This window comes from Angustibacter speluncae (assembly GCF_054777815.1).
Window position 1 is genome coordinate 1 of sequence record NZ_BAAHAF010000103.1, and the last position, 21,586, is coordinate 21,586.

At 75.7% G+C, this 21,586-nt stretch carries 25 protein-coding genes and 1 pseudogene; 10 read left to right on the plus strand and 16 right to left on the minus strand.

Going from position 1 to position 21,586, the window contains the following annotated elements:
- Positions 1-574 (minus strand): annotated as a pseudogene (locus ACYVKY_RS12980) (hypothetical protein); the annotation flags it as partial.
- Positions 575-906: 332 nt separating this feature from the next.
- Here ACYVKY_RS12980 and ACYVKY_RS12985 point away from each other — a divergent pair.
- Positions 907-1,104, plus strand: coding sequence for a DUF3073 domain-containing protein (locus tag ACYVKY_RS12985; protein ID WP_460435413.1), 198 nt, complete (start codon positions 907-909; stop codon positions 1,102-1,104).
- Between the two features lie 69 nt (positions 1,105-1,173).
- Here the strand turns inward: ACYVKY_RS12985 and purM are convergent, their stop codons facing one another.
- A complete protein-coding gene (gene purM / locus ACYVKY_RS12990) occupies positions 1,174-2,304 on the minus strand; it encodes a phosphoribosylformylglycinamidine cyclo-ligase (protein ID WP_460435414.1) in 1,131 nt (376 codons plus the stop codon).
- Between the two features lie 160 nt (positions 2,305-2,464).
- Here purM and ACYVKY_RS12995 point away from each other — a divergent pair, with 160 nt between their 5' ends.
- From ACYVKY_RS12995 to ACYVKY_RS13005, 3 genes are read left to right on the plus strand one after another with little or no spacing between them, the layout of a single operon-like run.
- Complete coding sequence (locus ACYVKY_RS12995) at positions 2,465-3,478, plus strand: efflux RND transporter periplasmic adaptor subunit (protein WP_460435415.1); 1,014 nt, start codon at positions 2,465-2,467, stop codon at positions 3,476-3,478.
- On the plus strand, positions 3,475-4,203 hold the full coding sequence (locus ACYVKY_RS13000) for an ABC transporter ATP-binding protein (RefSeq protein WP_460435416.1): 729 nt from the start codon (positions 3,475-3,477) through the stop codon (positions 4,201-4,203). Before ACYVKY_RS12995 ends, ACYVKY_RS13000 begins: the two co-directional genes overlap by 4 nt.
- Positions 4,200-5,381: an ABC transporter permease gene (locus tag ACYVKY_RS13005; RefSeq protein ID WP_460435417.1), complete on the plus strand. Its 1,182-nt coding sequence runs from the start codon at positions 4,200-4,202 to the stop codon at positions 5,379-5,381. Before ACYVKY_RS13000 ends, ACYVKY_RS13005 begins: the two co-directional genes overlap by 4 nt.
- Positions 5,382-5,405: 24 nt before the next feature.
- Here the strand turns inward: ACYVKY_RS13005 and ACYVKY_RS13010 are convergent, their stop codons facing one another.
- Both ACYVKY_RS13010 and purF read right to left on the minus strand, forming a co-directional pair.
- Positions 5,406-6,146, minus strand: coding sequence for a fructosamine kinase family protein (locus tag ACYVKY_RS13010; RefSeq protein ID WP_460435443.1), 741 nt, complete (start codon positions 6,144-6,146; stop codon positions 5,406-5,408).
- The gene (gene purF, locus ACYVKY_RS13015) at positions 6,143-7,684 is read right to left on the minus strand and encodes an amidophosphoribosyltransferase (RefSeq protein WP_460435418.1); all 1,542 of its coding nucleotides are present in this window, start codon (positions 7,682-7,684) and stop codon (positions 6,143-6,145) included. Before purF ends, ACYVKY_RS13010 begins: the two co-directional genes overlap by 4 nt.
- A gap of 70 nt (positions 7,685-7,754) precedes the next feature.
- Here purF and ACYVKY_RS13020 point away from each other — a divergent pair, with 70 nt between their 5' ends.
- Together ACYVKY_RS13020 and ACYVKY_RS13025 are read left to right on the plus strand one after the other, a co-directional pair.
- Positions 7,755-8,381, plus strand: coding sequence for a hypothetical protein (locus ACYVKY_RS13020; RefSeq protein WP_460435419.1), 627 nt, complete (start codon positions 7,755-7,757; stop codon positions 8,379-8,381).
- The gene (locus ACYVKY_RS13025; RefSeq protein ID WP_460435420.1) at positions 8,378-8,704 is read left to right on the plus strand and encodes a GNAT family N-acetyltransferase; all 327 of its coding nucleotides are present in this window, start codon (positions 8,378-8,380) and stop codon (positions 8,702-8,704) included. Before ACYVKY_RS13020 ends, ACYVKY_RS13025 begins: the two co-directional genes overlap by 4 nt.
- Here ACYVKY_RS13025 and ACYVKY_RS13030 read toward each other — a convergent pair.
- The 4 genes from ACYVKY_RS13030 to ACYVKY_RS13045 all read right to left on the minus strand — a co-directional run bounded on the left by ACYVKY_RS13030 (position 8,701) and on the right by ACYVKY_RS13045 (position 11,547).
- Positions 8,701-9,015 carry a hypothetical protein gene (locus ACYVKY_RS13030; RefSeq protein WP_460435421.1) on the minus strand — a complete coding sequence of 105 codons (315 nt, stop codon included), beginning with the start codon at positions 9,013-9,015 and terminating at the stop codon, positions 8,701-8,703. The two genes, ACYVKY_RS13025 and ACYVKY_RS13030, sit on opposite strands and share 4 nt — an antisense overlap.
- Positions 9,012-9,401, minus strand: coding sequence for a sterol carrier family protein (locus ACYVKY_RS13035; RefSeq protein WP_460435422.1), 390 nt, complete (start codon positions 9,399-9,401; stop codon positions 9,012-9,014). Before ACYVKY_RS13035 ends, ACYVKY_RS13030 begins: the two co-directional genes overlap by 4 nt.
- 107 nt (positions 9,402-9,508) lie before the next feature.
- Positions 9,509-10,213: a transcriptional regulator gene (locus ACYVKY_RS13040; protein WP_460435423.1), complete on the minus strand. Its 705-nt coding sequence runs from the start codon at positions 10,211-10,213 to the stop codon at positions 9,509-9,511.
- On the minus strand, positions 10,210-11,547 hold the full coding sequence (locus ACYVKY_RS13045) for an ATP-binding protein (RefSeq protein ID WP_460435424.1): 1,338 nt from the start codon (positions 11,545-11,547) through the stop codon (positions 10,210-10,212). The genes ACYVKY_RS13040 and ACYVKY_RS13045 overlap by 4 nt, the downstream gene beginning before the upstream one ends.
- A 141-nt stretch (positions 11,548-11,688) precedes the next feature.
- Here ACYVKY_RS13045 and ACYVKY_RS13050 point away from each other — a divergent pair, with 141 nt between their 5' ends.
- Together ACYVKY_RS13050 and ACYVKY_RS13055 are read left to right on the plus strand one after the other, a co-directional pair.
- The gene (locus ACYVKY_RS13050; RefSeq protein ID WP_460435425.1) at positions 11,689-13,197 is read left to right on the plus strand and encodes a PspC domain-containing protein; all 1,509 of its coding nucleotides are present in this window, start codon (positions 11,689-11,691) and stop codon (positions 13,195-13,197) included.
- Complete coding sequence (locus tag ACYVKY_RS13055) at positions 13,194-13,520, plus strand: hypothetical protein (protein ID WP_460435426.1); 327 nt, start codon at positions 13,194-13,196, stop codon at positions 13,518-13,520. Before ACYVKY_RS13050 ends, ACYVKY_RS13055 begins: the two co-directional genes overlap by 4 nt.
- On the opposite strand, the gene ACYVKY_RS13060 is transcribed toward ACYVKY_RS13055, so the two are convergent.
- From ACYVKY_RS13060 to purS, 4 genes are all read right to left on the minus strand, one after another.
- Complete coding sequence (locus ACYVKY_RS13060; RefSeq protein WP_460435427.1) at positions 13,481-14,284, minus strand: peptidoglycan DD-metalloendopeptidase family protein; 804 nt, start codon at positions 14,282-14,284, stop codon at positions 13,481-13,483. The two genes, ACYVKY_RS13055 and ACYVKY_RS13060, sit on opposite strands and share 40 nt — an antisense overlap.
- Positions 14,285-14,407: 123 nt before the next feature.
- Positions 14,408-16,702 carry a phosphoribosylformylglycinamidine synthase subunit PurL gene (gene purL / locus ACYVKY_RS13065; RefSeq protein WP_460435428.1) on the minus strand — a complete coding sequence of 765 codons (2,295 nt, stop codon included), beginning with the start codon at positions 16,700-16,702 and terminating at the stop codon, positions 14,408-14,410.
- Positions 16,699-17,403 carry a phosphoribosylformylglycinamidine synthase subunit PurQ gene (gene purQ / locus ACYVKY_RS13070; protein WP_460435429.1) on the minus strand — a complete coding sequence of 235 codons (705 nt, stop codon included), beginning with the start codon at positions 17,401-17,403 and terminating at the stop codon, positions 16,699-16,701. Before purQ ends, purL begins: the two co-directional genes overlap by 4 nt.
- Complete coding sequence (purS, locus tag ACYVKY_RS13075) at positions 17,403-17,651, minus strand: phosphoribosylformylglycinamidine synthase subunit PurS (protein WP_460435430.1); 249 nt, start codon at positions 17,649-17,651, stop codon at positions 17,403-17,405. The genes purQ and purS overlap by 1 nt, the downstream gene beginning before the upstream one ends.
- A 113-nt stretch (positions 17,652-17,764) precedes the next feature.
- Here purS and ACYVKY_RS13080 point away from each other — a divergent pair, with 113 nt between their 5' ends.
- Positions 17,765-18,430: an MBL fold metallo-hydrolase gene (locus tag ACYVKY_RS13080; protein ID WP_460435431.1), complete on the plus strand. Its 666-nt coding sequence runs from the start codon at positions 17,765-17,767 to the stop codon at positions 18,428-18,430.
- Positions 18,431-18,435: 5 nt separating this feature from the next.
- A complete protein-coding gene (locus ACYVKY_RS13085; RefSeq protein ID WP_460435432.1) occupies positions 18,436-18,897 on the plus strand; it encodes a PNPOx family protein in 462 nt (153 codons plus the stop codon).
- Positions 18,898-18,904: 7 nt separating this feature from the next.
- On the opposite strand, the gene ACYVKY_RS13090 is transcribed toward ACYVKY_RS13085, so the two are convergent.
- From ACYVKY_RS13090 to ACYVKY_RS13105, 4 genes are read right to left on the minus strand one after another with little or no spacing between them, the layout of a single operon-like run.
- Positions 18,905-19,852 (minus strand): NHL repeat-containing protein, encoded by a 948-nt coding sequence (locus ACYVKY_RS13090; RefSeq protein WP_460435433.1) that lies wholly within the window; start codon positions 19,850-19,852, stop codon positions 18,905-18,907.
- A gap of 4 nt (positions 19,853-19,856) precedes the next feature.
- Positions 19,857-20,276, minus strand: a complete 420-nt coding sequence (locus tag ACYVKY_RS13095) for a DoxX family protein (protein WP_460435434.1) — start codon at positions 20,274-20,276, stop codon at positions 19,857-19,859.
- A complete protein-coding gene (locus ACYVKY_RS13100; RefSeq protein ID WP_460435435.1) occupies positions 20,276-20,680 on the minus strand; it encodes a YjbQ family protein in 405 nt (134 codons plus the stop codon). The genes ACYVKY_RS13095 and ACYVKY_RS13100 overlap by 1 nt, the downstream gene beginning before the upstream one ends.
- Entirely contained in the window at positions 20,677-21,585 is a 909-nt protein-coding gene (locus tag ACYVKY_RS13105; RefSeq protein ID WP_460435444.1) for a phosphoribosylaminoimidazolesuccinocarboxamide synthase, read from the minus strand. The genes ACYVKY_RS13100 and ACYVKY_RS13105 overlap by 4 nt, the downstream gene beginning before the upstream one ends.
- Position 21,586: the final 1 nt, after the last annotated feature.

Genomic DNA, 21,586 nt, shown 5'->3' on the forward strand with positions numbered 1-21,586 from the left:
CGGCGTCGGACCGCGGACCGGCCGCGGCCCCGGGACCACCCTCCACGGCGGCCGGGGAGGCCGGGACCGCAGCCGGCGCACCCTGGTCTGCGAGCGGCGCGACGGGCGCGACAGGCGCGACGGGCGCGACGGGCGCGGTCGGCGACGACGGTGCGGGCGGCAGCACGACGGCCACGACCTGGTCGACCGGCGTCAGCACGGCGGTCGTCGTGCCCGGCAGCGCGTCGACGGTGCTCCCGACGGCGCCGGTCGCGCCGACCACCAGCTCCTGCACGGTGCCGGTGACCTGGCCGACGGCGTCGACGTCGCGCACGACGGGGGCCTCGGTCACGCCGGACGTCAGGGCGCCGGTCAGGTCCGCGACGCCGCCGAGCAGGTCGGTGGTGCCGGCGCCGAGCGCGCCGGTGACCTCGGCCGTCAGGCTGGCCAGGCCGGAGGGCGGCGCGGCCGAGGGTGTGCCGGTCGAGGCCTGGGCGGGCGCGGCGAGCAGCACCGCAGCGGCGGCTCCCGCGGCGCCCAGCAGGCCGCGCAGGAGCCAGCGGCGCGCAGCTCGCGCGTCCTGCTGCTGGCCCACGTCCCCGTTCCCCTCGTCCGGCGGTGGCAGCCCCCCGGCGTGCCGCACCGTGCGTCCTAGTGAGCCACCGTCGTCCCCGGGTTGTCTCGCCGTGTCACCCGAGGAGTGGTCGGCGCGGACGGAGCGTGACGGCGGAGCCGGCGCGCGAGCCCCTGACCTGGGACGACGCGCGACGCCCGTTCACGCTCCGCGACCGGACGGCGCGCGCCACGACCTGCTGCGACCGATGTGCCGGAACCCGTGACGACGATGTACCGTTGTCGGACGCAGAGAAGCCAACCGCAGGGGCCGCCGTCGAGCCAGTCCCGCGATGACGATGAGGGGGTCACGCCATGGGGCGCGGCCGTCAGAAGGCCAAGCAGACGAAGGTCGCCCGGGAGCTGAAGTACTACAGCCCCGAGACCGACTACGAGCGTCTGCAACGCGAGCTGCGGGGGGATCCGCTGAAGCCGTCCCCGCCCAGCGACGACGTCGACTCCGACGGGGACGACGACGACTACGGGTCCTGGACCTCCTCGAACGGTCGCTGACCTCCGGGTCGCACCCGGCGTCCCCGCGGGACGCCGGGTGACGTGCGTCCGCGGGTGGGCTCCGGCTCGCTAGACCGCCGGGTGCTCGCCGACCGTGCGCACCGTGCCGCCGTCGACGCCCTTCGCGCCGCGCACCACGTCGTCGCCGACCGGTGCCGGCGCGCCGTCGTCGGCGGTGACCTCGCCGAGCACCCAGGCCGGCACGCCGTCCTCGTCCAACCGGGCGAGCGCGGCGTCGGCGCCGTCGCGCCCGACCACCGCGACCATGCCGACGCCGCCGTTCAGCGTCCGCTCCAGGTCGGCCCGCGGTACCCCGCCGAGCCGCGCGACGAGGCCGAACACCGCTGCGGGAGACCAGGTCCCGCGGTCGACCGTGGCGGTGAGCCCGGCCGGCAGCACCCGCGCCAGGTTCGCCGCGAGCCCGCCGCCGGTGACGTGGCTGAAGGCGTGCACCTGCGCCGCGGCGTCGCCCGCCAGCGCCAGGCACGGGCGGGTGTAGAGCCGGGTCGGCTCGAGCAGCTCCTCGCCGACCGTGCGGCCCAGTTCGTCGACGTGCCGGTCGTACGCCCAACCCGCCACCTCGAGCACGCGGCGCACCAGCGAGTAGCCGTTGGAGTGCAGGCCGGACGACGCCATCGCCAGCACCACGTCGCCGGCGACCACCCGGTGGGCGCCGAGCACCTCGTCGGCCTCGACCACGCCGGTGGCCGCGCCGGCGACGTCGTACTCGTCCGGGCCGAGCAGACCGGGGTGCTCCGCCGTCTCGCCGCCGACCAGGGCGGTGCCCGTCAGCCGGCAGGCCTCGGCGATGCCGCGGACCACGTCCGCGATCCGCTCGGGCACCAGGCGCCCGCAGGCGATGTAGTCGGTCATGAACAGCGGGCGCGCGCCGCTCACGACGATGTCGTCGACGACCATGCCGACCAGGTCGTGCCCGATGGTGTGGTGCACGTCGAGCGCCTGCGCGACGGCGACCTTGGTGCCGACGCCGTCGGTGCTCGTCGCCAGCAGCGGGCGGCGCATGCCGAGCAGCTCGGAGGCGTCGACCAGGCCCGCGAAACCGCCGAGCCCGCCGACGACCCGGGCGTCGTGGGTGGCGGCGACGGCCTCGCGCATCAGGCGGACGGCGGTGTCACCGGCCTCGGTGTCGACGCCGGCGGAGGCGTAGGTGACGGGCTCGGGCGAGGAGTCCTGAGGCACGCCCCGAGGGTATCGGCCACCCGCTACCAGACCGCGCCCGCCCGCGGAAGCGTCGCAGGACGGGGCCGCGACCCGGCGATCGCCTACCGCGTCCCGCGCGTCCGGAGGTCTAGCGTCGGGGCGGACGACGGCGGGGGCCGTCGCGGCTGGGGGTGTGGTGGTGGGCGTGTTCCGCGGTGTGGTGCTGCCGGTGGCGAGGCTGCTGGTGTGGACGGTGATCGCCGTCGCGCTGTGCGTGCTGGCGTTCCGCGACGACCGGGCGCCGGAGGCCGACGGCGGGCCGCTGCAGCCCGGGATGACCGAGGGGCAGTCGGTCGTGCCGGCCGCGCTCGGCGACGTCGTGAGCACCATCGACCTGACCGGCACCGTCGTCGACGACCCCTCGACCAAGGTGCGCTCGACCGCCACCGGCAAGGTCATCAAGGTGCACGTCGGGGTCGGTGCCGCGGTCGAGGCCGCGACGCCCGTCGTCCAGGTCGAGGTGCAGCTCGAGCCGACGCCCGACCGCACGGTCACCGCGGCCGACGGCACCGTCACGGTCGTGCCCGGCCGGGCCCGGGTGCAGCGGGTCGACGTCGTCGCCGGCGCGGCCGGCACCCTCGACTCGCTCGCGGTGCTGCAGGGCCAGGAGGTCTCGATCGGGGGCGACGTCGCCACCGTCGACCCCGGCACGCTCACCGTCCGGGCGCCGCTCACCCAGTCCCAGCAGTTCCGGCTGCTGCGCCCGCCTGCGGCCGCGAGCGCGCAGGCGCCGGGCGGCCCGGCGCCGTTCGACTGCACCGACCTGCGCACGGGCGCCGCCGAGGCCGCCGACGGCGAGCAGCCCGCGTTCGACCCGTTCACCGGCATGGCCGCCGAGCCGGCCACCGCCGAGGTCACCTGCCGCGTCCCGCCCGGCACCACCGTGTTCGCCGGGATGAGCGTCAACCTGTCCATCGACGTCGGGTCGGTGACCGGCGTGCTCACCGTCCCGCTCACCGCGGTGCTCGGCTCGGTCGACTCCGGGCGGGTCTGGGTCGCCGGGTCCGACGGCGGCGAGGCCGTCGAGACCCCGGTGACGCTCGGCCTGAACGACGGCAGCGTCGTCGAGGTGGTCGACGGGCTCGAGGAGGGCCAGGAGGTGCTGGAGTTCCCGCCGGCGCCGGTCGACGACGAGGCAGCGGGCGTCCCGTGAGCACGCTGGTGATGCGCGACGTGCACCGCGTCGCGCGGCTGCCCGACGGCTCCCCCCTGCCGATCCTCACCGGGGTCGACCTCGACGTCGCGACCGGCGAGCACGTCGCGGTGGTCGGCCGCTCCGGCTCCGGGAAGTCGACGCTGCTCAACCTGCTCGGGCTGCTGGACGTCCCCACCGCCGGGGAGTACGAGATCGACGGGCGGTCGGCGGCGTCGACGTCGGCCCGCGCCCGCGCCCGGCTGCGGGGCGAGACCTTCGGGTTCGTCTTCCAGCAGTTCAACCTGCTGCCGCGGCGCACCGCGGCGCAGAACGTCGGCGTGCCCCTGCTCTACGCGCGCGGGGCGGACTTCTGGCGGCGCGACCGGCTGGCCCGGCAGGCGCTGGAGCAGGTCGGCCTGTCCGCCCGCGCGGGTGCCGTCCCGGAGAGCCTGTCCGGCGGCGAGCAGCAGCGGGTGGCGATCGCCCGCGCGCTCGTGCGGCGCCCGCGGGTCGTGCTCGCCGACGAGCCCACCGGCTCGCTCGACGTCGACACCGGCACCGAGGTGATGGACCTGCTCGAGCGGGTCTGCCGCGAGCAGGGCACCACGCTCGTCACGATCACCCACGACCTGTCCGTCGCCGCCCGCGCGGGCCGCGCGCTGCGGCTCGACCACGGGCACCTGGCGCCCATCCCCCGCGACCGGCTCGAGGCCGCGACCGCCGTCCGCGGGCTCGTCCCGTGACGGGGTGGGCCGGGAGCCTGTTCGAGGCCTGGGACGAGGTGCGCGTGCACCGCGCCCGGGTGGTGCTGTCCCTCGTCGGGGTGGTCCTCGCCGTGTTCGCGATGACGGTGGTGACCGCGGCGGGGTTCCTGCTGCGGCAGATCGTCCTCGAGCAGACCGAGCGGTTCGCCGGCCGCGACACGACCGTGAACATCTCCGCCTACCCGATGGGGGACGGCACCGACGCGGGCGCCGCCACCGCCGACCCCCGGCGCCTCTACGAGTCGCTCGTCGCCCGGTACGGCATCGAGTACTCCTCGCAGGTCCGGTACGGCCAGCTCACCACCGACCCGCTCACCGGGCAGGGCGTGCAGGTCGTCGCGGTCGACGCCGACTACGCCGTCATCCACCGGATCGGCACGGAGTCCGGGCGCTGGCTCGCCGACGGCGACGGCGAGCGGCTGCTGCCCGCCGTGGTGGCGAACGAGCAGCTGGTCGAGCTGGTCGGCACCCAGGACCGGTCGCCGCCGTACCAGGTGCAGGTGCCCGGCAGCGAGCAGACCGTGCTCGTCGTCGGCACCGTGCAGCGCGACGAGTGGTCGCCGGCGCTGTGGACCGACCTGGCCGGGGGCGCCTCGCTCGGCGTCGGCGCCGACGGCGGCAGCCTCGAGGTGTGGGTGCCGCCGGACCAGACCGACCGGCTGGTGCAGGAGGTGCCGGCGCTGGCCCGGGCCGACGGGCTGCAGGCCGACGTCTTCCCGGCCACCGACCCCACGCTCACGACGGTGCTCACCGTGATCCAGCTGATCATCCTCGGGCTGTCGCTGTTCGCGCTGTTCCTCGGCTCGCTCGGCGTGCTGAACGTGGGCGTGGTGACGGTGCGCCAGCGGGTGCGCGAGATCGGTGTGCGCCGGGCCCTGGGCGCCTCGAGCTCACGCATCTTCGCGGCGGTGATGCTCGAGAGCGTGGTCGCGACCGCGCTGGCCGGGCTGGTCGGCATCGCCCTCGCGGTCGCGGTGGTGAGCAACGCGCCGCTGGAGCTGCTGCCGCCCGACCTCGCGATCTCCGACGACCCGCCGTTCCCGTGGCAGGCGGCGGTGCAGGCGTTCGTCGCGGCGACCGCCGTCGGCGCGCTCGCGGGGCTCGTCCCGGCCGTGATGGCCGTGCGCGTCAAGGTGATCGACGCGATCCGGTACTGACGCGCGTCGTCGTCGCCCGCACGCTCAGCGGTACCGGCGAGCCACCGCGGCGGCCTGCGCCCGGTAGCCCCCGCCGAACAGGTGCGCGTGCACGAGCAGCGGGTGCAGCTGGTGCAGCGCGACGCGCTCGCGCCAGCCGCCGGCGAGCGGCGCCACCTCGTCGTAGGCCGCGAGCACCCGGTCCAGGTGCGGCAGGCCGAACAGGGCGAGCATCGCCAGGTCGGTCTCGGGGAGCCCGCCCTGCGCCGCCGGGTCGACGAGCACCGCCCCGGCGGCCGTCCACACCACGTTGCCGGACCACAGGTCGCCGTGCAGCCGGGCGACCCGGTCGGTCGGCCCGAGCAGGTCGGGGTCGCGCCCGGCGCGCTCGACCAGCGCCTCGACGTCGGCACGGCCCGACCCGTCCAGGGCGTCGAGGTACGGACGCCAGCGGAACCGGGCGGTGGCGGCGGCCGCCGGGAGGTCGGCGTCCGCGAACGGCAGCGGCGCCCGTCCGATCCACCCGTCGCCGGTGACCCCCGGCGGGCCGCACGCGTGGTGCGGGGCGCCTGCCGCGTGGGTGGCCGCGAGCGCCCGACCGAGGTCCTCGGCGGCGGCGGCGGTCGGCGCCACCGGGTGGAGCCGTTCGAGCTCGATCCGTCCGGGACGCACCTCGAGCGCCTGCACGACCGGCGCGCCGCCGGCGTCGGCCAGCCACCGCAGGCCCGCCGCCTCGGCCTCGAAGAAGCCCGGCGGTGCCGCCGCGTCGTGCTTGACGAAGCTCAGGGCCGCGCGAGCGCGTCGCCGGCGCCGCCGGACACCCCGGTGCCGACGCCGTCGGCGTCGACCGCGCCGATCGGCAGCTCGGTCTGGCCGGGCAGGAACCCCAGGTCGGACGCCTGGTCGACCCGCACCGGGTACTCGCCGGTGAAGCAGGCCGTGCACAGCCGCTCGCGGGGCTGCTCGGTCGAGGCGACCATCGCGTCGACGCTGATGTAGCCGAGCGAGTCGGCGCCGAGCGAGGAGCAGATCTCCTCGACGGCCAGGCCGTTGGCGATCAGCTCGGCGCGGGAGGCGAAGTCGATGCCGTAGAAGCACGGCCACTTCACCGGCGGCGACGAGATGCGCACGTGCACCTCGGCGGCACCGGCCTCGCGCAGCATGCGCACCAGCGCGCGCTGGGTGTTGCCGCGCACGATCGAGTCGTCGACGACGACGAGGCGCTTGCCGCGCACGACGTCGCGCAGCGGGTTGAGCTTGAGCCGGATGCCGAGCTGGCGGATGGTCTGCGACGGCTGGATGAAGGTGCGGCCGACGTAGGCGTTCTTCACCAGGCCCTGGCCGTAGGGGATGCCCGAGGCCTCGGCGTAGCCGATCGCGGCCGGCGTGCCCGACTCGGGCGTGGGGATCACCAGGTCGGCCTCGACCGGGTGCTCGGCGGCGAGCCGGCGTCCCATCTCGACCCGCGACGCGTGCACGCCGCGCCCGGCGATGGTGGTGTCGGGGCGCGCGAGGTAGACGTACTCGAACACGCAGCCGGTCGGCGTCGGGTCCGCGAAACGCGCTGTGCGCAAGCCGTTCTCGTCGATGGTGACGAGCTCACCGGGCTCGACCTCGCGGACGTAGGACGCACCGACGATGTCGAGGGCGGCGGTCTCGGACGCCACCACCCAGCCGCGCTCGAGCCGGCCGACGACGAGCGGGCGGATGCCGTGCGGGTCGCGCGCGGCGTAGAGCGTCTGCTCGTCCATGAAGACGAGCGAGAAGGCGCCGCGCAGCTTCGGCAGCACCTCGAGCGCGGTGGCCTCGAGGGTGCGGTCGGGCGAACCGGTGAGCAGCGTGGTGATGAGCACCGTGTCGGTGGTGTTGCCCCGGGCCATCTCGCCGCGGGTCATCCGTCCGTAGAGCTGCTCGACCAGGTCGCGCAGCTCGGCGGTGTTGGTGAGGTTGCCGTTGTGGCCGAGGGCCACGGTGCCGGCGGCGGTGTTGCCGAGGGTGGGCTGGGCGTTCTCCCACTGGCTGGCGCCGGTCGTGGAGTAGCGGGTGTGCCCGATCGCGAGGTGGCCCTGCAGCGGGGTCAGCGACCGCTCGTCGAAGACCTGCGACACCAGCCCCATGTCCTTGAGCACGAGCAGCTGGTCGCCGTTGGAGACGCAGATGCCCGCCGACTCCTGGCCGCGGTGCTGCAGCGCGTAGAGCCCGAAGTAGGTGAGCTTCGCGACGTCCTCGCCGGGGGCCCAGACGCCGAAGACGCCGCAGGCGTCCTGGGGACCCTTCTCGCCGGGGAGCAGGTCGTGCGACAGGCGGCCGTCACCACGTGGCATGCCCCCATGGTCGCACGGCGCGGACCCGGGGACGGAGCCGCGGCGTGCCGTGCCCGTACGCTCTCGCGCCATGACCGTGTGGCTCGAGGTGATCGGCTGGGTGGGCTCGGCCGTGCTGGTGCTGTCGCTCGCGCAGGCGCGGGTGCTGCGCTTCCGCCTGCTCAACCTGGTCGCGTCGGTGGTGCTCACCGGCTACAACGCCGCGCTCGGCGTGTGGCCCATGGTGGCGATGAACGCGGTGATCGCGGTGCTCGACGCGTACCACCTGGTGCGCCTGCTGCGCTCGCGCGACGACGAGGCGACCTACGAGGTGGTGCGGGTGCGGCCCGACGACGAGTACCTCGGCCACGTCCTGGCGAGCCACGCGGCCGACATCGACAAGCACAACCCCGGCTGGGTCGCCGAGCCCGCCGGCCGGTCGGCGTTCCTGGTCGTGCGCGAGACCGAGACCGTCGGGGTGGTGCTCGTCCGCGACGAGGGCGAGGGCGAGGGACGGGTCGAGCTCGACTACGTGCTGCCGCGGTTCCGCGACTTCTCGGTCGGCAAGTTCGTCTACCGCCACGGTGGGCGGCTCACCGGCCAGGGCCTGCGGCGCCTGGTGGCCGACACCCGGATGCCCGACCAGGACCACTACTTCCCGCGGGTGGGCTTCGCCCCGGACGCCACCGGCCGCCTCGTGCTGGAGCTGGCCGCGTGAGCGCCGTCGAGGTGCGCGACGCACCGCAGGAGCAGCGGTTCGAGGCCGTCCGCGACGGCGAGGTCGTCGGGTTCGTGACCTACCAGGTGCGGGAGGGACGCGACGGCGGCCCGGACGTCTACGCCCTGCTGCACACCGAGGTCGACCCCGCTGCCGGTGGCGGGGGCGTCGGGTCCGCGCTCGTGCGGGGCGTGCTGGAGTCGTTGCGCGACAACGGGTTCCAGGTGCTGCCGTTCTGCCCGTTCGTGCGCGGCTGGATCGAGCGGCACGCCGAGTTCGTCGACCTCGTGCCCGAGGCGCGCCGGGGCCGGTTCGGGCTCTAGCCGCGGCGGCCGCGGCGGTCGAGCAGCACCGCGACGCCGGCGCCGAGCAGGCCACCGATCGGGCCGAGCAGCGCCGAGGTGTAGCCCAGCACCTGCTGGTCGCTGTACAGCCGCTCCGGCGGCAGCGTCGGGTCGGGCGGCGGCGCGAGCAGGGTGAACAGGCCCGCGGCCAGGAGCCCGACGAGCACCCCGAGCGCGATGAACACCGCGTACTTGGGACGCCGCACCACGCGTCCGCGCTGCATCTGCTCCAGCGGCGGCCGCTCGGGCGGGGCCCCCGCCGGGGACGCCGTCCCCTCCTGCTCGCTCACCCCTCGACGGTACCCACGTCGGTCCGGACGAGCGGCAGCCAGGGGGACACGTCGGCCCGCTGGCCGCTGGCCCGCACCCGCCCGGTGCGCACCGCGTCGGCCCAGCCGAGCGCGCCGGTGACGAGCCCCAGCCAGGTGGCGGCGTCGGTCTCGACCACGTTGGGCGGTGTGCCGCGGGTGTGCCGCGGTCCGGCGACGCACTGCACCACGCCGAACGGCGCGACCCGCACCTCGACGCTGTTGCCGGGTGCGCGGTCGCCGAGCTCCTCGAGCGACCAGCGGACCGCCGTGGCGGTGGTGGTCCGGTCGGCGGCGCCGGGGTCGGCCGCCCACGCGCGGACGGCGGCGGAGCCCGCGGCGGGGTCGGTGCGGCGGCGTGGGGGCACCGCACCACCGTAGGCACCTCGCGGTGTGCACAGGACGAGGAGTCGATGGGCCGGCGGAGCCCCACCAGCCCGGAAGCGGCGCCGACTCCTCGCGGTGTGCACCGACCTCAGAGCAGGCGGCGGTCGGCGGCCCAGCGGGTGAGCTCGTGCCGCGAGCTCAGCTGCAGCTTGCGCAGCACCGACGACACGTGGGTCTCGACCGTCTTCACCGAGATGAAGAGCTCCTTCGCGACCTCCTTGTACGCGTAGCCGCGGGCGATGAGCCGCATCACCTCGCGCTCGCGCGCCGAGAGCCGGTCGAGCTCGTCGTCGACCTGGGCCACCTCGCCGGCGGCCGAGCCGAAGGCGTCGAGGACGAACCCGGCCAGGCGCGGGCTGAACACGGCGTCACCGCCCGCGACCTTGCGGATCGCGGCCGCGAGGTCGGTACCGGTGATCGTCTTGGTGACGTAGCCGCGGGCCCCGGCGCGGATGACCGAGATGACGTCCTCGGCGGCGTCGCTCACCGACAGCGCGAGGAACCGCACGGGGTCGCCGGCCTCGGTGGTGGTCGCCGCGCACTGGCGCAACACCTCGGCGCCACCGCCGCCGTCGCCACCGGGCAGGTGCACGTCGAGCAGCACGACGTCGGGACGCACGCCGCGCACCGCCACGATCGCGGCGTCGACGTCGCCCGCCTCCTCGACGACGTCGAGCCCCGGGTCGGTGTCGAGCAGCTCCGAGCGCACCCCCGACCGGAACAGCGCGTGGTCGTCGACCAGCAGCACGCGCACGGTCGCCGCCGCTCCGGGCCTGCCCGTGGTCTGGCTCACCGCCGCTCCACCTCCACCTCGTCCGCGGCACCGGCCGGCGCCTCGCCCCGCGGCAGGGTCAGCTCGACCTCGGTGCCGCCACCCGGGGCGCGCCGCACACGTGCGCGCCCGCCGTGCCGCTCCATCCTGCCCACCACCGACTCGCGCACACCCAGCCGGTCCTGCGGCACCTGGTCGAGGTCGAAGCCCGGGCCGCGGTCGCGCACGAACGCCTCGACCAGGTGCGGCGCGCACTCGACGTACACGGTGACGCCGACCCGGCCGTGCCGGGCGGCGTTCAGCAGCGCCTCGCGCAGCGCCTTCACCAGCGCGGCCGTGTGCGGATCCATCGGGGCGTCGCCGACGACGACCACCTCGACCGGGACGCCCTCGCCGTCCTCGACCTGCGCGCACGCCCGGCGCACGGCGACGGCAACGGTCTCGCCGGCGTCCGGCGCCGGCCGCTGCGACGTGTACAGCCACTCCCGCAGCTGACGCTCCTGCGAGCGGGCCAGCCGCGCGACCTCCTCGGCGTCGCCGGGACGGCGCTGGATGAGCGACAGCGTGTGCAGCACGGAGTCGTGCAGGTGGGCGGCGATCTCGGCCCGCTCCTGCTCGCGCTCGCGCAGCGCCCGCTCGGCCTCGAGGTCGCGGAACAGCCGCAGCGCCCACGGCCCCAGCACCAGCGCGATGCCGACGAGCACAGCGAGCGCCGCGACGACGACGAGCGTGACGGCGCGGGTGTCGAGGTCGGGCTCGAGCAGCATGACCGCGCCGACGGTGACGAGCAGCAGGCCACCGAGCAGCCGCAGCGCACCGGCCGGCGTCCCGATGCCGACGGGCTCGAGCCAGCGCGTCCGCTCGGCCGAGTCGAGCTGGCTGAGCCCGAGCACGGCACCGGCGCCCACCACGAGCACCGGGACGAGCCACGGCCACGGCAGCTGGTACCCGAACCGGGTGGCGACGAGGAACAGGGCGACGGCGCACAGCGCCAGCCCGCCGAGCAGCAGCCGCACCGGCTCGTTCTCGACGGTCGCGCGGCGCACCTGGTCGAGCGTCAGCGCGGCCTGCGCCTGGGCCTCGGGCTGCCCCCGGGTGGCGGCGGTGCGCAGCGTGTCGGCGGCGGCGCGGGCCGAGCCGTCCTGCGGCACCAGCGCCCAGAGCAGGCCGTACGCCACCAGGCCGGCCCCGCCGAACGGCACCAGCACGAGGAAGACCAGCCGCACCGGCGTCAGCGGCAGCCCGAGGTGGGCCGCCAGGCCTGCGCAGACGCCCGCGACGCTGCGGCCGACGACCGGCCGCACCAGGGGCGGGGGGGCGCCGGCGGGCGCGCTCGGCTCGGTCGGGACGCTCACCCGCCCATCCTGACGCCTCGCGGGCGCACCGGGCAGGTGGGTCGTCCCCCAGCGCGCCCCGGCGACCCCGGGCGCGGGTGGGGGTCGCGTCAGGGTCGTCCCCGATCCCGCCGGGGGGTGCCCGGCGAGCAGGCTGGCGCCATGGACCCGACCAGCACGCCCCCCGGACCGCCCCCGGGCGCACCCGGCCCGCCGCCGCAGGCCCCGACCTACGGGACGCCGCCGCCCGGCGGTCCGGGTGGTCCCGGCGGCCCTGGTGGCCCTGGTGGCCCCGGTGGTCCCGGTGGTCCCGGCGGCCCCGGCGGCCCCGGTGGCTGGGCGCCACCCGGCCCGGGGGCCGGCGCGCCCGGTGGGTCGGGCCTGCAGTCGTTCTTCGCCTCCCTGCGCCGCAGCGGCCTCGTGCGTCCGGACGAGAGCACCCGCTCCGGTCCCGGTGTCTGCACGGCGGTCGCGCACCGCCTCGGCGTCGACACCACGCTGGTGCGGGTCGGCGTCGTGCTGCTGGCGGTCTTCGGCGGGGTCGGGCTGCTCGCCTACGGCGTCGCCTGGCTGCTGCTGCCGCAGGCTGACGGCCGCATCCACGCCGAGGACCTGCTGCGGGGCCACTTCACCGCCGGCGCCGTCGGCTCGCTGCTCGCGATCTTCTTCGGCTTCGGCGGCTTCGGTCGCTGGTGGTGGTCGCCGGGTGGCGACGGGTGGGTCGGCGCCGTCGTCGTGGTGTCCGTCATCGCCCTGGCCGCGACGGCGATCGGCTGGTCGCTCACCCGTCAGCAGGGCGAGCAGGCCACCGACCCGGTCGCCGGCCCCGACGGCCCGACCGACCCGGGCGGCCCGACCGGCCCGACCTCGGCGGCGTCGCTCGCGGCGCCCGCCGCGGGCGGGCGGGTCGACCTCGACAAGGGCCAGGAGCGGGTCGACCTCGGCAAGCTGGCGACCGACTTCCGGCCGCTGGCCCCGCGTCCCGCCCCGGTGCCCGTCACACCGCCCCCGCCACGCCGCCGGCCGGCCGGGCCGGCGGTGACCGCGCTCGTCGCGGGCCTCTCGCTGCTCGCCGCGGCCGCGATCCTGCTGGTCGACCGCGTCGACCCGCTGCCCGTGCACGTCCCGCTCGTGGCCGCCGTGGCCGCACTCGCGCTGATCGGGCTGGCCGTCGTGGTCGTCGGCCTGACGGGCCGGCGCGCGGGGGGCCTGACCGGCCTCGCGGTCGTGACGCTCGTGCTCGTGGTCGTCGGGTGGGGCGACGCCCGTGTCGACGGCGTCCTGTCGGACTGGCGCTCGGCCGACGAGTCGTCGAGCTTCGACGACGCGCAGTGGCGACCGACCGGTGAGCTCACCGAGGACCGCAGCTACGCCGTCGACTTCGGTTCGGGCACGCTCGATCTCACCGACGTCGAGCCGCTCTCCGAGGGCGAGGAGCCCGCGACGCTCACGGCGTCGGTGCGGTTCGGCTCGATGACCGTGCTCGTGCCCGACGACCTCACGGTCGAGGTCGACCTCAGCACCACCGAGGGCCGGGTCGCCGCTCCCGGCGCCGGCGACGGCGGCAACCGCGACATCAGCACCACGATCGGGCCGGACGGCCCGGTCGACGTCCGCATCGAGGGTGTCGCCCGGCTGGGCGAGCTCGTCGTCGAGGAGGCCCCCCGGTGAGCGCGACCACCACGTCCGCGGACGCCACGCGTCCCGCTGCCCGCCCGTCCGGTCCGAGCATGGCCACCGTGGTGTGGGGCCTGGTGCTGCTCGCGGTCGCCGCGCTGGCCGGCATCAGCGAGTGGACCTCGCTCGACCTCGATCCGACCCTGGTGCTGCCGGCGGTGCTGCTGGGAGCCGGTGTGCTGCTGGTGTTCTCGGCCGGGGTCGCCGTCGTACGCCGTCCGCGGCGCACGACGGCCGACCCCCTGCCGGACGAGCCGCAGGATCAGCAGGCGGCAGGTCAGCAGTCCGGCGCGACCCGGCCGTCCGACCCGGTGTAGGTGTAGGCGTCGGAGATGAAGCGGCCGCTGCCGATCTTGTTCCAGATCCGCGACGTGCCGTAGGTGCCGGTCACCGAGGTGCCGGTGGTCTGGCAGCTGATCCGCACCTGCGACCCGTCGGCGAGCGAGCCGACCGAGGCGTACCCGGTGCCCGGGCCGGAGCGCACCGTCAGCGGCGCCCCGGCGGTGTTCACCGTGCCCGGGGCGCCGGTGCCGCCACCGCCGCAGCCGTTGCGCGAGGTGTAGCTCTTCGTCCCGTAGTACAGGGCGGTGGCGCCGTTGAACACCACGCGCTGGTCGGCGCCGTTCAGGCGCTGCTCGAAGTGCAGGTGCGGACCGCTCGAGCCGCCGGTGCTGCCGACGGTGCCGAGGCGCTGCCCGCCCGAGACCTGCTGGCCGGCGCTCACCGCGAACGAGCTGAGGTGGGCGTAGTAGGTCGTCCAGCCGCCGCCGTGGTCGACGACGACGTACTTGCCGTACGACGTGCCGCCGAGGTCGCGGACGGTCGAGACGCGGCCGGGCGCGCTGGCGACCACGGGGTCGTTCACGTCGTCGGTGCGGTTGAAGTCGATGCTCAGCTGCGGGCTGTGGCCGGTGCGGGTCTGGCCGGACCAGGTCTGGCCGCAGGGGAACGGCAGCTGGAAGGCCGGCTTCGCCGAGGCCGCGGGGGCGGTGGCGACGAGGCCGGCAGCGGCCAGCAGGCCCGCCGCGGCGACGGCGAGGGCGGGGCGCAGCGAGGCGCGCGAGGGCAGGGCGAGACGCATGGGTGGAACCTCCGGGGTCGGGCTGGTCGGTGACTGGTGCGGATCCCTGGGGTGTCGACGCGCCCGACCCTAGGCACCCGCGCGCCCGTCCTGTCCGAGTTGTCCACACCCCCGAGAAGGGGCTCAGTCGCCGAAGCGCTCCCGCAGCGGCGCGGTCCAGGCCGCGCGCAGGTCGTCGAGACCGAGGCGGAACAGGCCCTGCACGTCGAGCGACTGCTGGCCGTCGTCGCCGGGGGCGTCGTCGACCACGCCGATGCGCGCGTGGACGAGTCCGCGGGCGGTGCACACGTCGGTGAACCGCACCTCCTCCGAGCGCGGCACCGACACCAGCACGCGGCCGGTCGACTCGGAGAACAGCGCGGCGAACGGCGTGATGCCGTCGCGCTCGCACAGGTCGTCGAGCCAGACCCGCGCTCCGACACCGAATCTCAGCGCACCCTCGACCAGCGCCTGGGCCAGGCCGCCGTCGGCCAGGTCGTGCGCGGCGTCGACCAGGCCGTCGCGGCTGCACGAGACCAGCACCTCGGCGAGGGTCTTCTCGTGCGCGAGGTCGAGCACCGGCGGCACGCCGCCGAGGTGGTCGTGCACCGCGTGCGCCCAGGTCGAGCCGTCGAGCTCGTCGCGGGTCGTCCCGACCAGGTAGAGGTTCTGGCCCGGCGCGCGCCAGCCGGACGGCGTGCGGCGGGTGACGTCGTCCATCACACCGAGCACGCCGACGACGGGCGTCGGGTGGATCGCGGTCTCGCCGGTCTGGTTGTAGAGGCTCACGTTGCCGCCGGTGACGGGCAGGCCGAGCGCGCGGCACCCCTCGGTGAGGCCGTCGACCGCCTGCGCGAACTGCCACATGACGGCGGGGTCCTCGGGCGAGCCGAAGTTCAGGCAGTCGGTGACGGCGACGGGGACGGCGCCCGCGGTCGCGACGTTGCGGTAGGCCTCGGCGAGCGAGATCTGCGCTCCGAGAAGGGGATCGAGCGCACCGAACCGGCCGTTGCCGTCGAGCGAGACGGCGACGCCGAGCCCGGTCTCCTCGTCGACGCGCACGACACCGGCGTCGTCGGGCATCGCCAGCGCGGTGCCACCCATGACGTAGCGGTCGTACTGGTCGGTGACCCACGACTTGTCGGCGAGGTTCGGCCACGCCGCCATCCGCAGCACGGTGTCGCGCAGCTCGTCGCCGGTCGACGGACGTGCGAGGCCTGCCGACGTGTCGGCCTGCCGGCCGTCGAGCCAGTCCGGACGAGCGAACGGGCGCTCGTAGACGGGGCCCTCGTGGGCGACGGTGCGCGGCGGCACGTCGACGACGTCCTCGCCGTGCCACTGCACGACGAGCCGGCCGGTGGTGGTGACCTCGCCGACCACGGTGGCCAGGACGTCCCACCGGTCGGTGACCGCCATGAACTCCTCGAGCCGCTCGGGACGGACGACGGCCATCATCCGCTCCTGCGACTCGCTCATCAGGATCTCCTCCGGCGAGAGCGAGGAGTCGCGCAGCGGGACGCGGTCGAGCCAGACGTGCATGCCGCCGTCACCGGCGGAGGCGAGCTCGGACGTCGCGCACGACAGGCCCGCACCGCCGAGGTCCTGGATGCCCTCGACGACGCCGGCCGCGAACAGGTCGAGGCAGCACTCGATGAGCACCTTCTCGGTGAACGGGTCGCCGACCTGCACGGCCGGGCGCTTGGCCGGACCGGTCTCGTCGAAGGTCTCGGACGCCAGCACCGAGACGCCGCCGATGCCGTCACCGCCCGTGCGGGCCCCGAACAGCACGACCAGGTTGCCCTCGCCGGTGGCGTTCGCCAGGTGCAGGTCCTCGTGCTTGAGCGCGCCGACGCAGAGCGCGTTGACGAGCGGGTTGCCCTGGTAGCAGGGGTCGAAGACCACCTCACCGCCCACGTTCGGCAGGCCCAGGCAGTTGCCGTAGCCGCCGACGCCGGCCACCACGCCGTGGACGACGCGCGGGGTGTCGGGGTGGTCGATCGCGCCGAACCGCAGCGAGTCCATCACCGCGATCGGGCGGGCGCCCATCGCCATGATGTCGCGGACGATGCCGCCGACGCCGGTGGCGGCGCCCTGGTACGGCTCGATGTACGAGGGGTGGTTGTGGCTCTCGACCTTGAAGGTCACCGCCCAGCCCTGACCGATGTCGACGACGCCGGCGTTCTCGCCGATGCCGGCGAGCATCTTGCCGACGGGCGTCTCGGTCGGCAGCGTCCCGAACCGCTTCAGGTGCACCTTGGACGACTTGTACGAGCAGTGCTCGCTCCACATCACCGAGTACATCGCCAGCTCGGACGAGGTGGGGCGGCGGCCGAGGATCTCGCGGATGCGCTCGTACTCGTCCTGCTTCAGACCGAGCTCGGCCCAGGGCTGCTCGGTGCCGGGCGTCGAGGCCGCCACGGACACGGTGTCGAGCGTCATGCGCGGACGGCTCCTTCGGCGAGCGAGGTGAGGACGGAGGTGAAGAACCGTAGGCCGTCGGTGCCGTCGGTGCCGGTGCGCGGGTCGGGACCGAAGCCGGCCTCGGTGGCGTGCTCGGGGTGCGGCATCAGCCCCACGACGTTGCCGGCCTCGTTCGAGATGCCGGCGATCGCGCGGTACGAGCCGTTCGGGTTGCCGCCGACGTAGCGGGCCACCACGCGTCCCTCGCCCTCGAGCTCGTCGAGGGTGCGCTCGTCGGCCACGAAACCGCCCTCGCCGTTCTTCAGCGGGACGACGACCTCCTCGCCCTCGGCGTAGGCGTTCGTCCAGGCGGTCGAGGTGCGCTCGATGCGCAGCCGCTGGTCGACGCAGTTGAACGTGCGGTGGTCGTTGCGGATCAGCGCGCCGGGCAGCAGGTGCGACTCGCACAGGATCTGGAACCCGTTGCAGATGCCGAGCACCGGCAGGCCGCCGCGGGCGGCGTCGACGAGCGGCTCCATCACCGGGGCGAAGCGGGCGATCGCGCCGCAGCGCAGGTAGTCGCCGTAGGAGAACCCGCCGGGCAGGACGACGGCGTCGACGCCGTGCAGGTCGGCGTCCGCGTGCCAGAGGGAGACCGGTTCGCCGCCGGCGAGCCGCACCGCGCGGGCGGCGTCCTTGTCGTCGAGCGAGCCGGGGAAGGTGACGACCCCGACCCGCATCAGCGCACCGCCTCGACGCGGACGACGTCCTCGATCACGGGGTTGCTCAGCAGGGTGGCGGCGGCCTCGCGGACCTGGGCGAGCACCTCGTCGGTGACCTCGCCCTCGGTCTCGAGCTCGAACCGCTTGCCCTGGCGGACCCCGGTGATGCCGGCGAAGCCGAGCCGGGGCAGCGCCCCGACGATGGCCTTGCCCTGGGGGTCGAGGATCTCGGGCTTGGGCATGACGTCGACGACGATGCGTCCCATCGGGGCTGCTCCTGGGGAGGGGCGGGCGAGTCGGCCCCAGGCTACCGGGCCCGGAGCACGCCGCCGTGCGCCGCCCTGTGGCGGGGAGGCCCCCCTGGTGCGACCGTGGCCCCATGCGCATCTCCCACCTCGGACACGCCTGCCTGCTGGTCGAGGCCCGCGGTCGCCGCGTGCTGATCGACCCCGGGGCGTTCAGCCACGACTGGCACGCCATCCCCGACGTCGACGCGGTCGTCGTCACCCACCAGCACGCCGACCACGTCGACGCCGAGCACCTGCCGGCCCTGCTGACGGCGAGCCCCCGCGCGCGGGTGCTGGTCGAGGGCGCCCTGCACGGCGACACCTCGCTGCTCGGCCTGACGGCCGGCGACGGCCGGGTCGAGGCGTTCGGTCCCGGCGACCGGGTCGAGCTCGACGGCGGCATCGAGCTCGAGGGCGTCGGCGGGCAGCACGCGGTGATCCACGAGGAGATCCCCCGGATCGGCAACGTGGGCGTGCTCGTGCGCGCGGAGGGCGAGCCGACGCTGTTCCACCCCGGCGACGCCTACGAGTACGCGCCGGAGCGGGTCGACGTGCTCGCGGTGCCGCTGGCGGCGCCGTGGGCGTCGTTCAAGGAGACGGTGGCGTTCGCCCGGGCGGTGCGTCCCGGCGCGCTCGTCCCCGTCCACGACGCGGTGCTGTCCGCGCAGGGACGCGGGGTCTACGTGCGCCAGCTGACCGCCCTGGGCGGCGCCGAGGTGCGCGACCTGACGGGTGCCGGGCCGACCGAGATGGCCTGACCCGCATGGGGTCGCGTCTGTACGACCGCGGCACGACCGCCGCGATGACGGCGATGACGGTCGTGCACCGGGTGGTCGACCGCGTCAGCGGCGGACGCCTCGGACGACGCCTGGCCGGCGCACCCGTGGTGTGGCTGACCGTGCGGGGACGCCGCTCGGGTGCCGAGCAGCGCGTCCCGCTGGTGTTCGCCCGCGACGGCGAGGCGTACCTGCTCGCGGGCTCGCGCGGCGGCACCGAGAAGACCCCGGCCTGGGCGTGGAACCTGCGCGGCCACGAGGACCGGGACGAGCCGGCGCGCGTCCTCGACGCGTCCGCGGGCACCGAGGTCGAGGTCGACGTCCGCGAGCTGCACGGCGCCGAGCGCGACCGCGGCTACGCGCTGATGGTGCGCACCTACCGCGGCTTCGCCGGGTACGAGCGGCAGGCGACGCGCACCATCCCGGTGTTCGCCCTCACGCCCCGCTGACACGGCCTCAGGGGCGCGCCGGCAGCCGCGTGAGGTGGTACCCGGCGGCCGCCGGGTCGGGCACGCCGAACCGGGCGTTCACCGCCCACAGGTACCGGTCCCACCGGGTGGCGGTCGACGGCACGCTGAGGGTGGGGTCGGTGAGCGCACCGCGCCACGTGGCCACCCACCCGCGCGCACCCGCGCGCAGCGCGAGCACCGACACCTCCTGCTGGCCCGAGCCGCGCACGTCGTAGAGCAGGTTGCCGGCGAGCTCGAGCCCGTCGCCGCCGACGAGGCCGGGACCGCCGCGCACCTCGAGCGGGGCGACGACGCCGCTGCCCTTCGGGACGGTCCAGAGGCCACCCGCGGTGGAGTGGTTCAGCAGCAGCGTGTCGCGGTCGAGCTCGCGGATGCCGTTGGCGCGCAGGCCCTCGGTGACCGGCCAGGCGCCCGTGAGCGCGACGTACGACGGCTCGCCGGCCAGTACGCCGCCAGGGGCGAGCGGCAGCCGCACGAGCCGGTCGACGTTCGAGTCGGTCACCCACACCGCGTCGCGGGTGACGACGAGGTCGTTGAGGAACACCGACCCGGGCACCTCGACGCGGTGCACCGGCGTCCCGGTGCGGGAGTAGGCGTAGACGACCCCGAGGGCGCCCTCGCTGCCGGCGACCCAGACCAGCCCGGAGCGGCCGTCGACCTGCATGCCGCGCAGCGTCTTCCCCGCCTGCCCCGGGACGACGACGCGACCCCGTCCCGTCGCGAGGTCGCCGCTGTACAGCGCCCCGTCGGCGAGCGAGCCGGTCCAGAACTTCCCGCCCGCGCCGGAGGTGATGCCCTCGGGACGGAACCCGACCGGCAGGGGGATCGTGGCCGGTGGGGCGGCCAGCGCCGGCGTCCCCGCCGCGGCGAGCAGCGCGGGGGCCGCGACGGCGGCGGCGAGCAGGGAGCGGCGGGTGGGGAGGGCGGGGTCCATCCGGTCAGGATGCGTCGGGTGCGCCGACCCCGCCATCCGGGCGGCGTCGCCGCAGCACCTCGCACGCCCACAGCGCCCAGAGCACCAGCAGCGGCTGGAAGAAGAGCCGCACCAGCCGGGCGCGGTCGGTGTCGAGACCGAACGCGTCGACGCCCTCGAGGTACTGCGCGACGTTGCCCGGGAAGACGGCGACGAGGAACAGCGCCACCACGACCCCGACCGTCCGGCGGTGCCGCCGGGGCGCGGCGACCACGGCCAGACCGAGCACGATCTCGACGACCCCGGACGCCAGGACGGTGAACCCCTCGTCGACGGGGAACCACGCGGGCACCTGCGCGAGGAACTCGTCGGGCCGGACGAGGTGCAGCACCCCGGCGGTCGCGAGGAAGGCGCCGAGCAGCAGCCGCGCCGCCGTCCGCACCATCAGCCGGTGAGGAACGACAGCCGGACCTGGCGGTCGGGGTTGTCGACGTTGGTGTCGACCAGGCAGATGCTCTGCCAGGTGCCGAGCGCGAGCCGGCCGCCGAGCACCGGCACGGTGGCGTACGGCGGGACGAGCGCGGGCAGCACGTGGTCGCGGCCGTGGCCGGGCGTGCCGTGGCGGTGCCGCCAGGCGGTGTCGCGCGGGAGCAGCGCCTCCAGCGCGGTGAGCAGGTCGTCGTCGCTGCCCGCGCCGGTCTCGAGCACCGCCACGCCCGCCGTGGCGTGGGGGACGAAGACGTGCAGCACGCCGTCGCCCTCGCCGGCGACGAAGCGCGCGCAGTCGTCGGTGAGGTCGACGACGACCTCGGACGTGCCGGTGCGCACCTGCAGCACCTCGCTCCTCACGCGAACACCCGCCCGGTGAGCCGGCGGTACGCCTCGAGGTAGCGCTCGCGGGTGCGCTCGACGACCTCGTCCGGCAGCGGGGGCGGCGGGGTGTCGGAGGCGCGGTCCCAGCCCGACGCGGGGCTCGTCAGCCAGTCGCGCACGACCTGCTTGTCGAACGAGGGCTGCGCGTGTCCGACCCGGTACTCCTCGGCGGGCCAGAACCGGGACGAGTCTGGAGTCAGCACCTCGTCGCCGAGCACCAGCCGCCCGGTCGCCGGGTCGTGCCCGAGCTCGAGCTTGGTGTCGGCCAGCAGGATGCCGGCGTCGCGCGAGATGCCCTCCGCCAGTGCGTAGACGGCGAGCGTGAGGTCGCGCAGCCGGTGGGCCAGCTCGTCGCCGACCGTCGTGGCGACCTGCGCCAGCGACACGTTCTCGTCGTGCTCGCCGAGGGCGGCCTTGGTGGCGGGCGTGAAGATCGGCGGGTCGAGCCGCGACCCGTCGTCGAGCCCCGGCGGCAGCGCGTTGCCGCACACCTCGCCGGTGGCGCGGTAGTCGGCCAGCCCCGAGCCCGTGAGGTACCCGCGGGCCACGCACTCGACGGGCACCATCTCGAGCCGGCGGCACACCATCGCCCGCCCGGCGACGGCCTCGGGCACGTCGGTCGAGACCAGGTGCGTACCGAGCGGTCCCTCGTCGGACGACACCCGCCCGTCGAGCCGCTCGAACCACCACAGCGTCAGGGCGGTGAGGACCCGGCCCTTGTCGGGGATCGGCGTCGCGAGCACGTGGTCGTAGGCGCTCACCCGGTCACTGGCGACGACCAGCACCTCGTCGGGGCGCTCGGCCGACGCGTACAGGTCGCGCACCTTGCCCGAGTACGTGTGGGTCCAGCCGGGCAGGTCGAGGGGGCCGCTCACGAACAGG

Bases quoted from the DNA above. Each gene is read 5' to 3' on its own strand.
- purL (WP_460435428.1), bottom strand. From the start codon at position 16,702: ATGACGCTCGACACCGTGTCCGTGGCGGCCTCGACGCCCGGCACCGAG.
- purF (WP_460435418.1), bottom strand. From the start codon at position 7,684: ATGCCACGTGGTGACGGCCGCCTGTCGCACGACCTGCTCCCCGGCGAG.
- purQ (WP_460435429.1), bottom strand. From the start codon at position 17,403: ATGCGGGTCGGGGTCGTCACCTTCCCCGGCTCGCTCGACGACAAGGAC.
- purS (WP_460435430.1), bottom strand. From the start codon at position 17,651: ATGGGACGCATCGTCGTCGACGTCATGCCCAAGCCCGAGATCCTCGAC.
- ACYVKY_RS13080 (WP_460435431.1), top strand. From the start codon at position 17,765: ATGCGCATCTCCCACCTCGGACACGCCTGCCTGCTGGTCGAGGCCCGC.
- ACYVKY_RS13095 (WP_460435434.1), bottom strand. From the start codon at position 20,276: ATGGTGCGGACGGCGGCGCGGCTGCTGCTCGGCGCCTTCCTCGCGACC.
- ACYVKY_RS12985 (WP_460435413.1), top strand. From the start codon at position 907: ATGGGGCGCGGCCGTCAGAAGGCCAAGCAGACGAAGGTCGCCCGGGAG.
- ACYVKY_RS13050 (WP_460435425.1), top strand. From the start codon at position 11,689: ATGGACCCGACCAGCACGCCCCCCGGACCGCCCCCGGGCGCACCCGGC.
- ACYVKY_RS13020 (WP_460435419.1), top strand. From the start codon at position 7,755: ATGACCGTGTGGCTCGAGGTGATCGGCTGGGTGGGCTCGGCCGTGCTG.
- ACYVKY_RS13090 (WP_460435433.1), bottom strand. From the start codon at position 19,852: ATGGACCCCGCCCTCCCCACCCGCCGCTCCCTGCTCGCCGCCGCCGTC.
- ACYVKY_RS13085 (WP_460435432.1), top strand. From the start codon at position 18,436: ATGGGGTCGCGTCTGTACGACCGCGGCACGACCGCCGCGATGACGGCG.
- ACYVKY_RS13060 (WP_460435427.1), bottom strand. From the start codon at position 14,284: ATGCGTCTCGCCCTGCCCTCGCGCGCCTCGCTGCGCCCCGCCCTCGCC.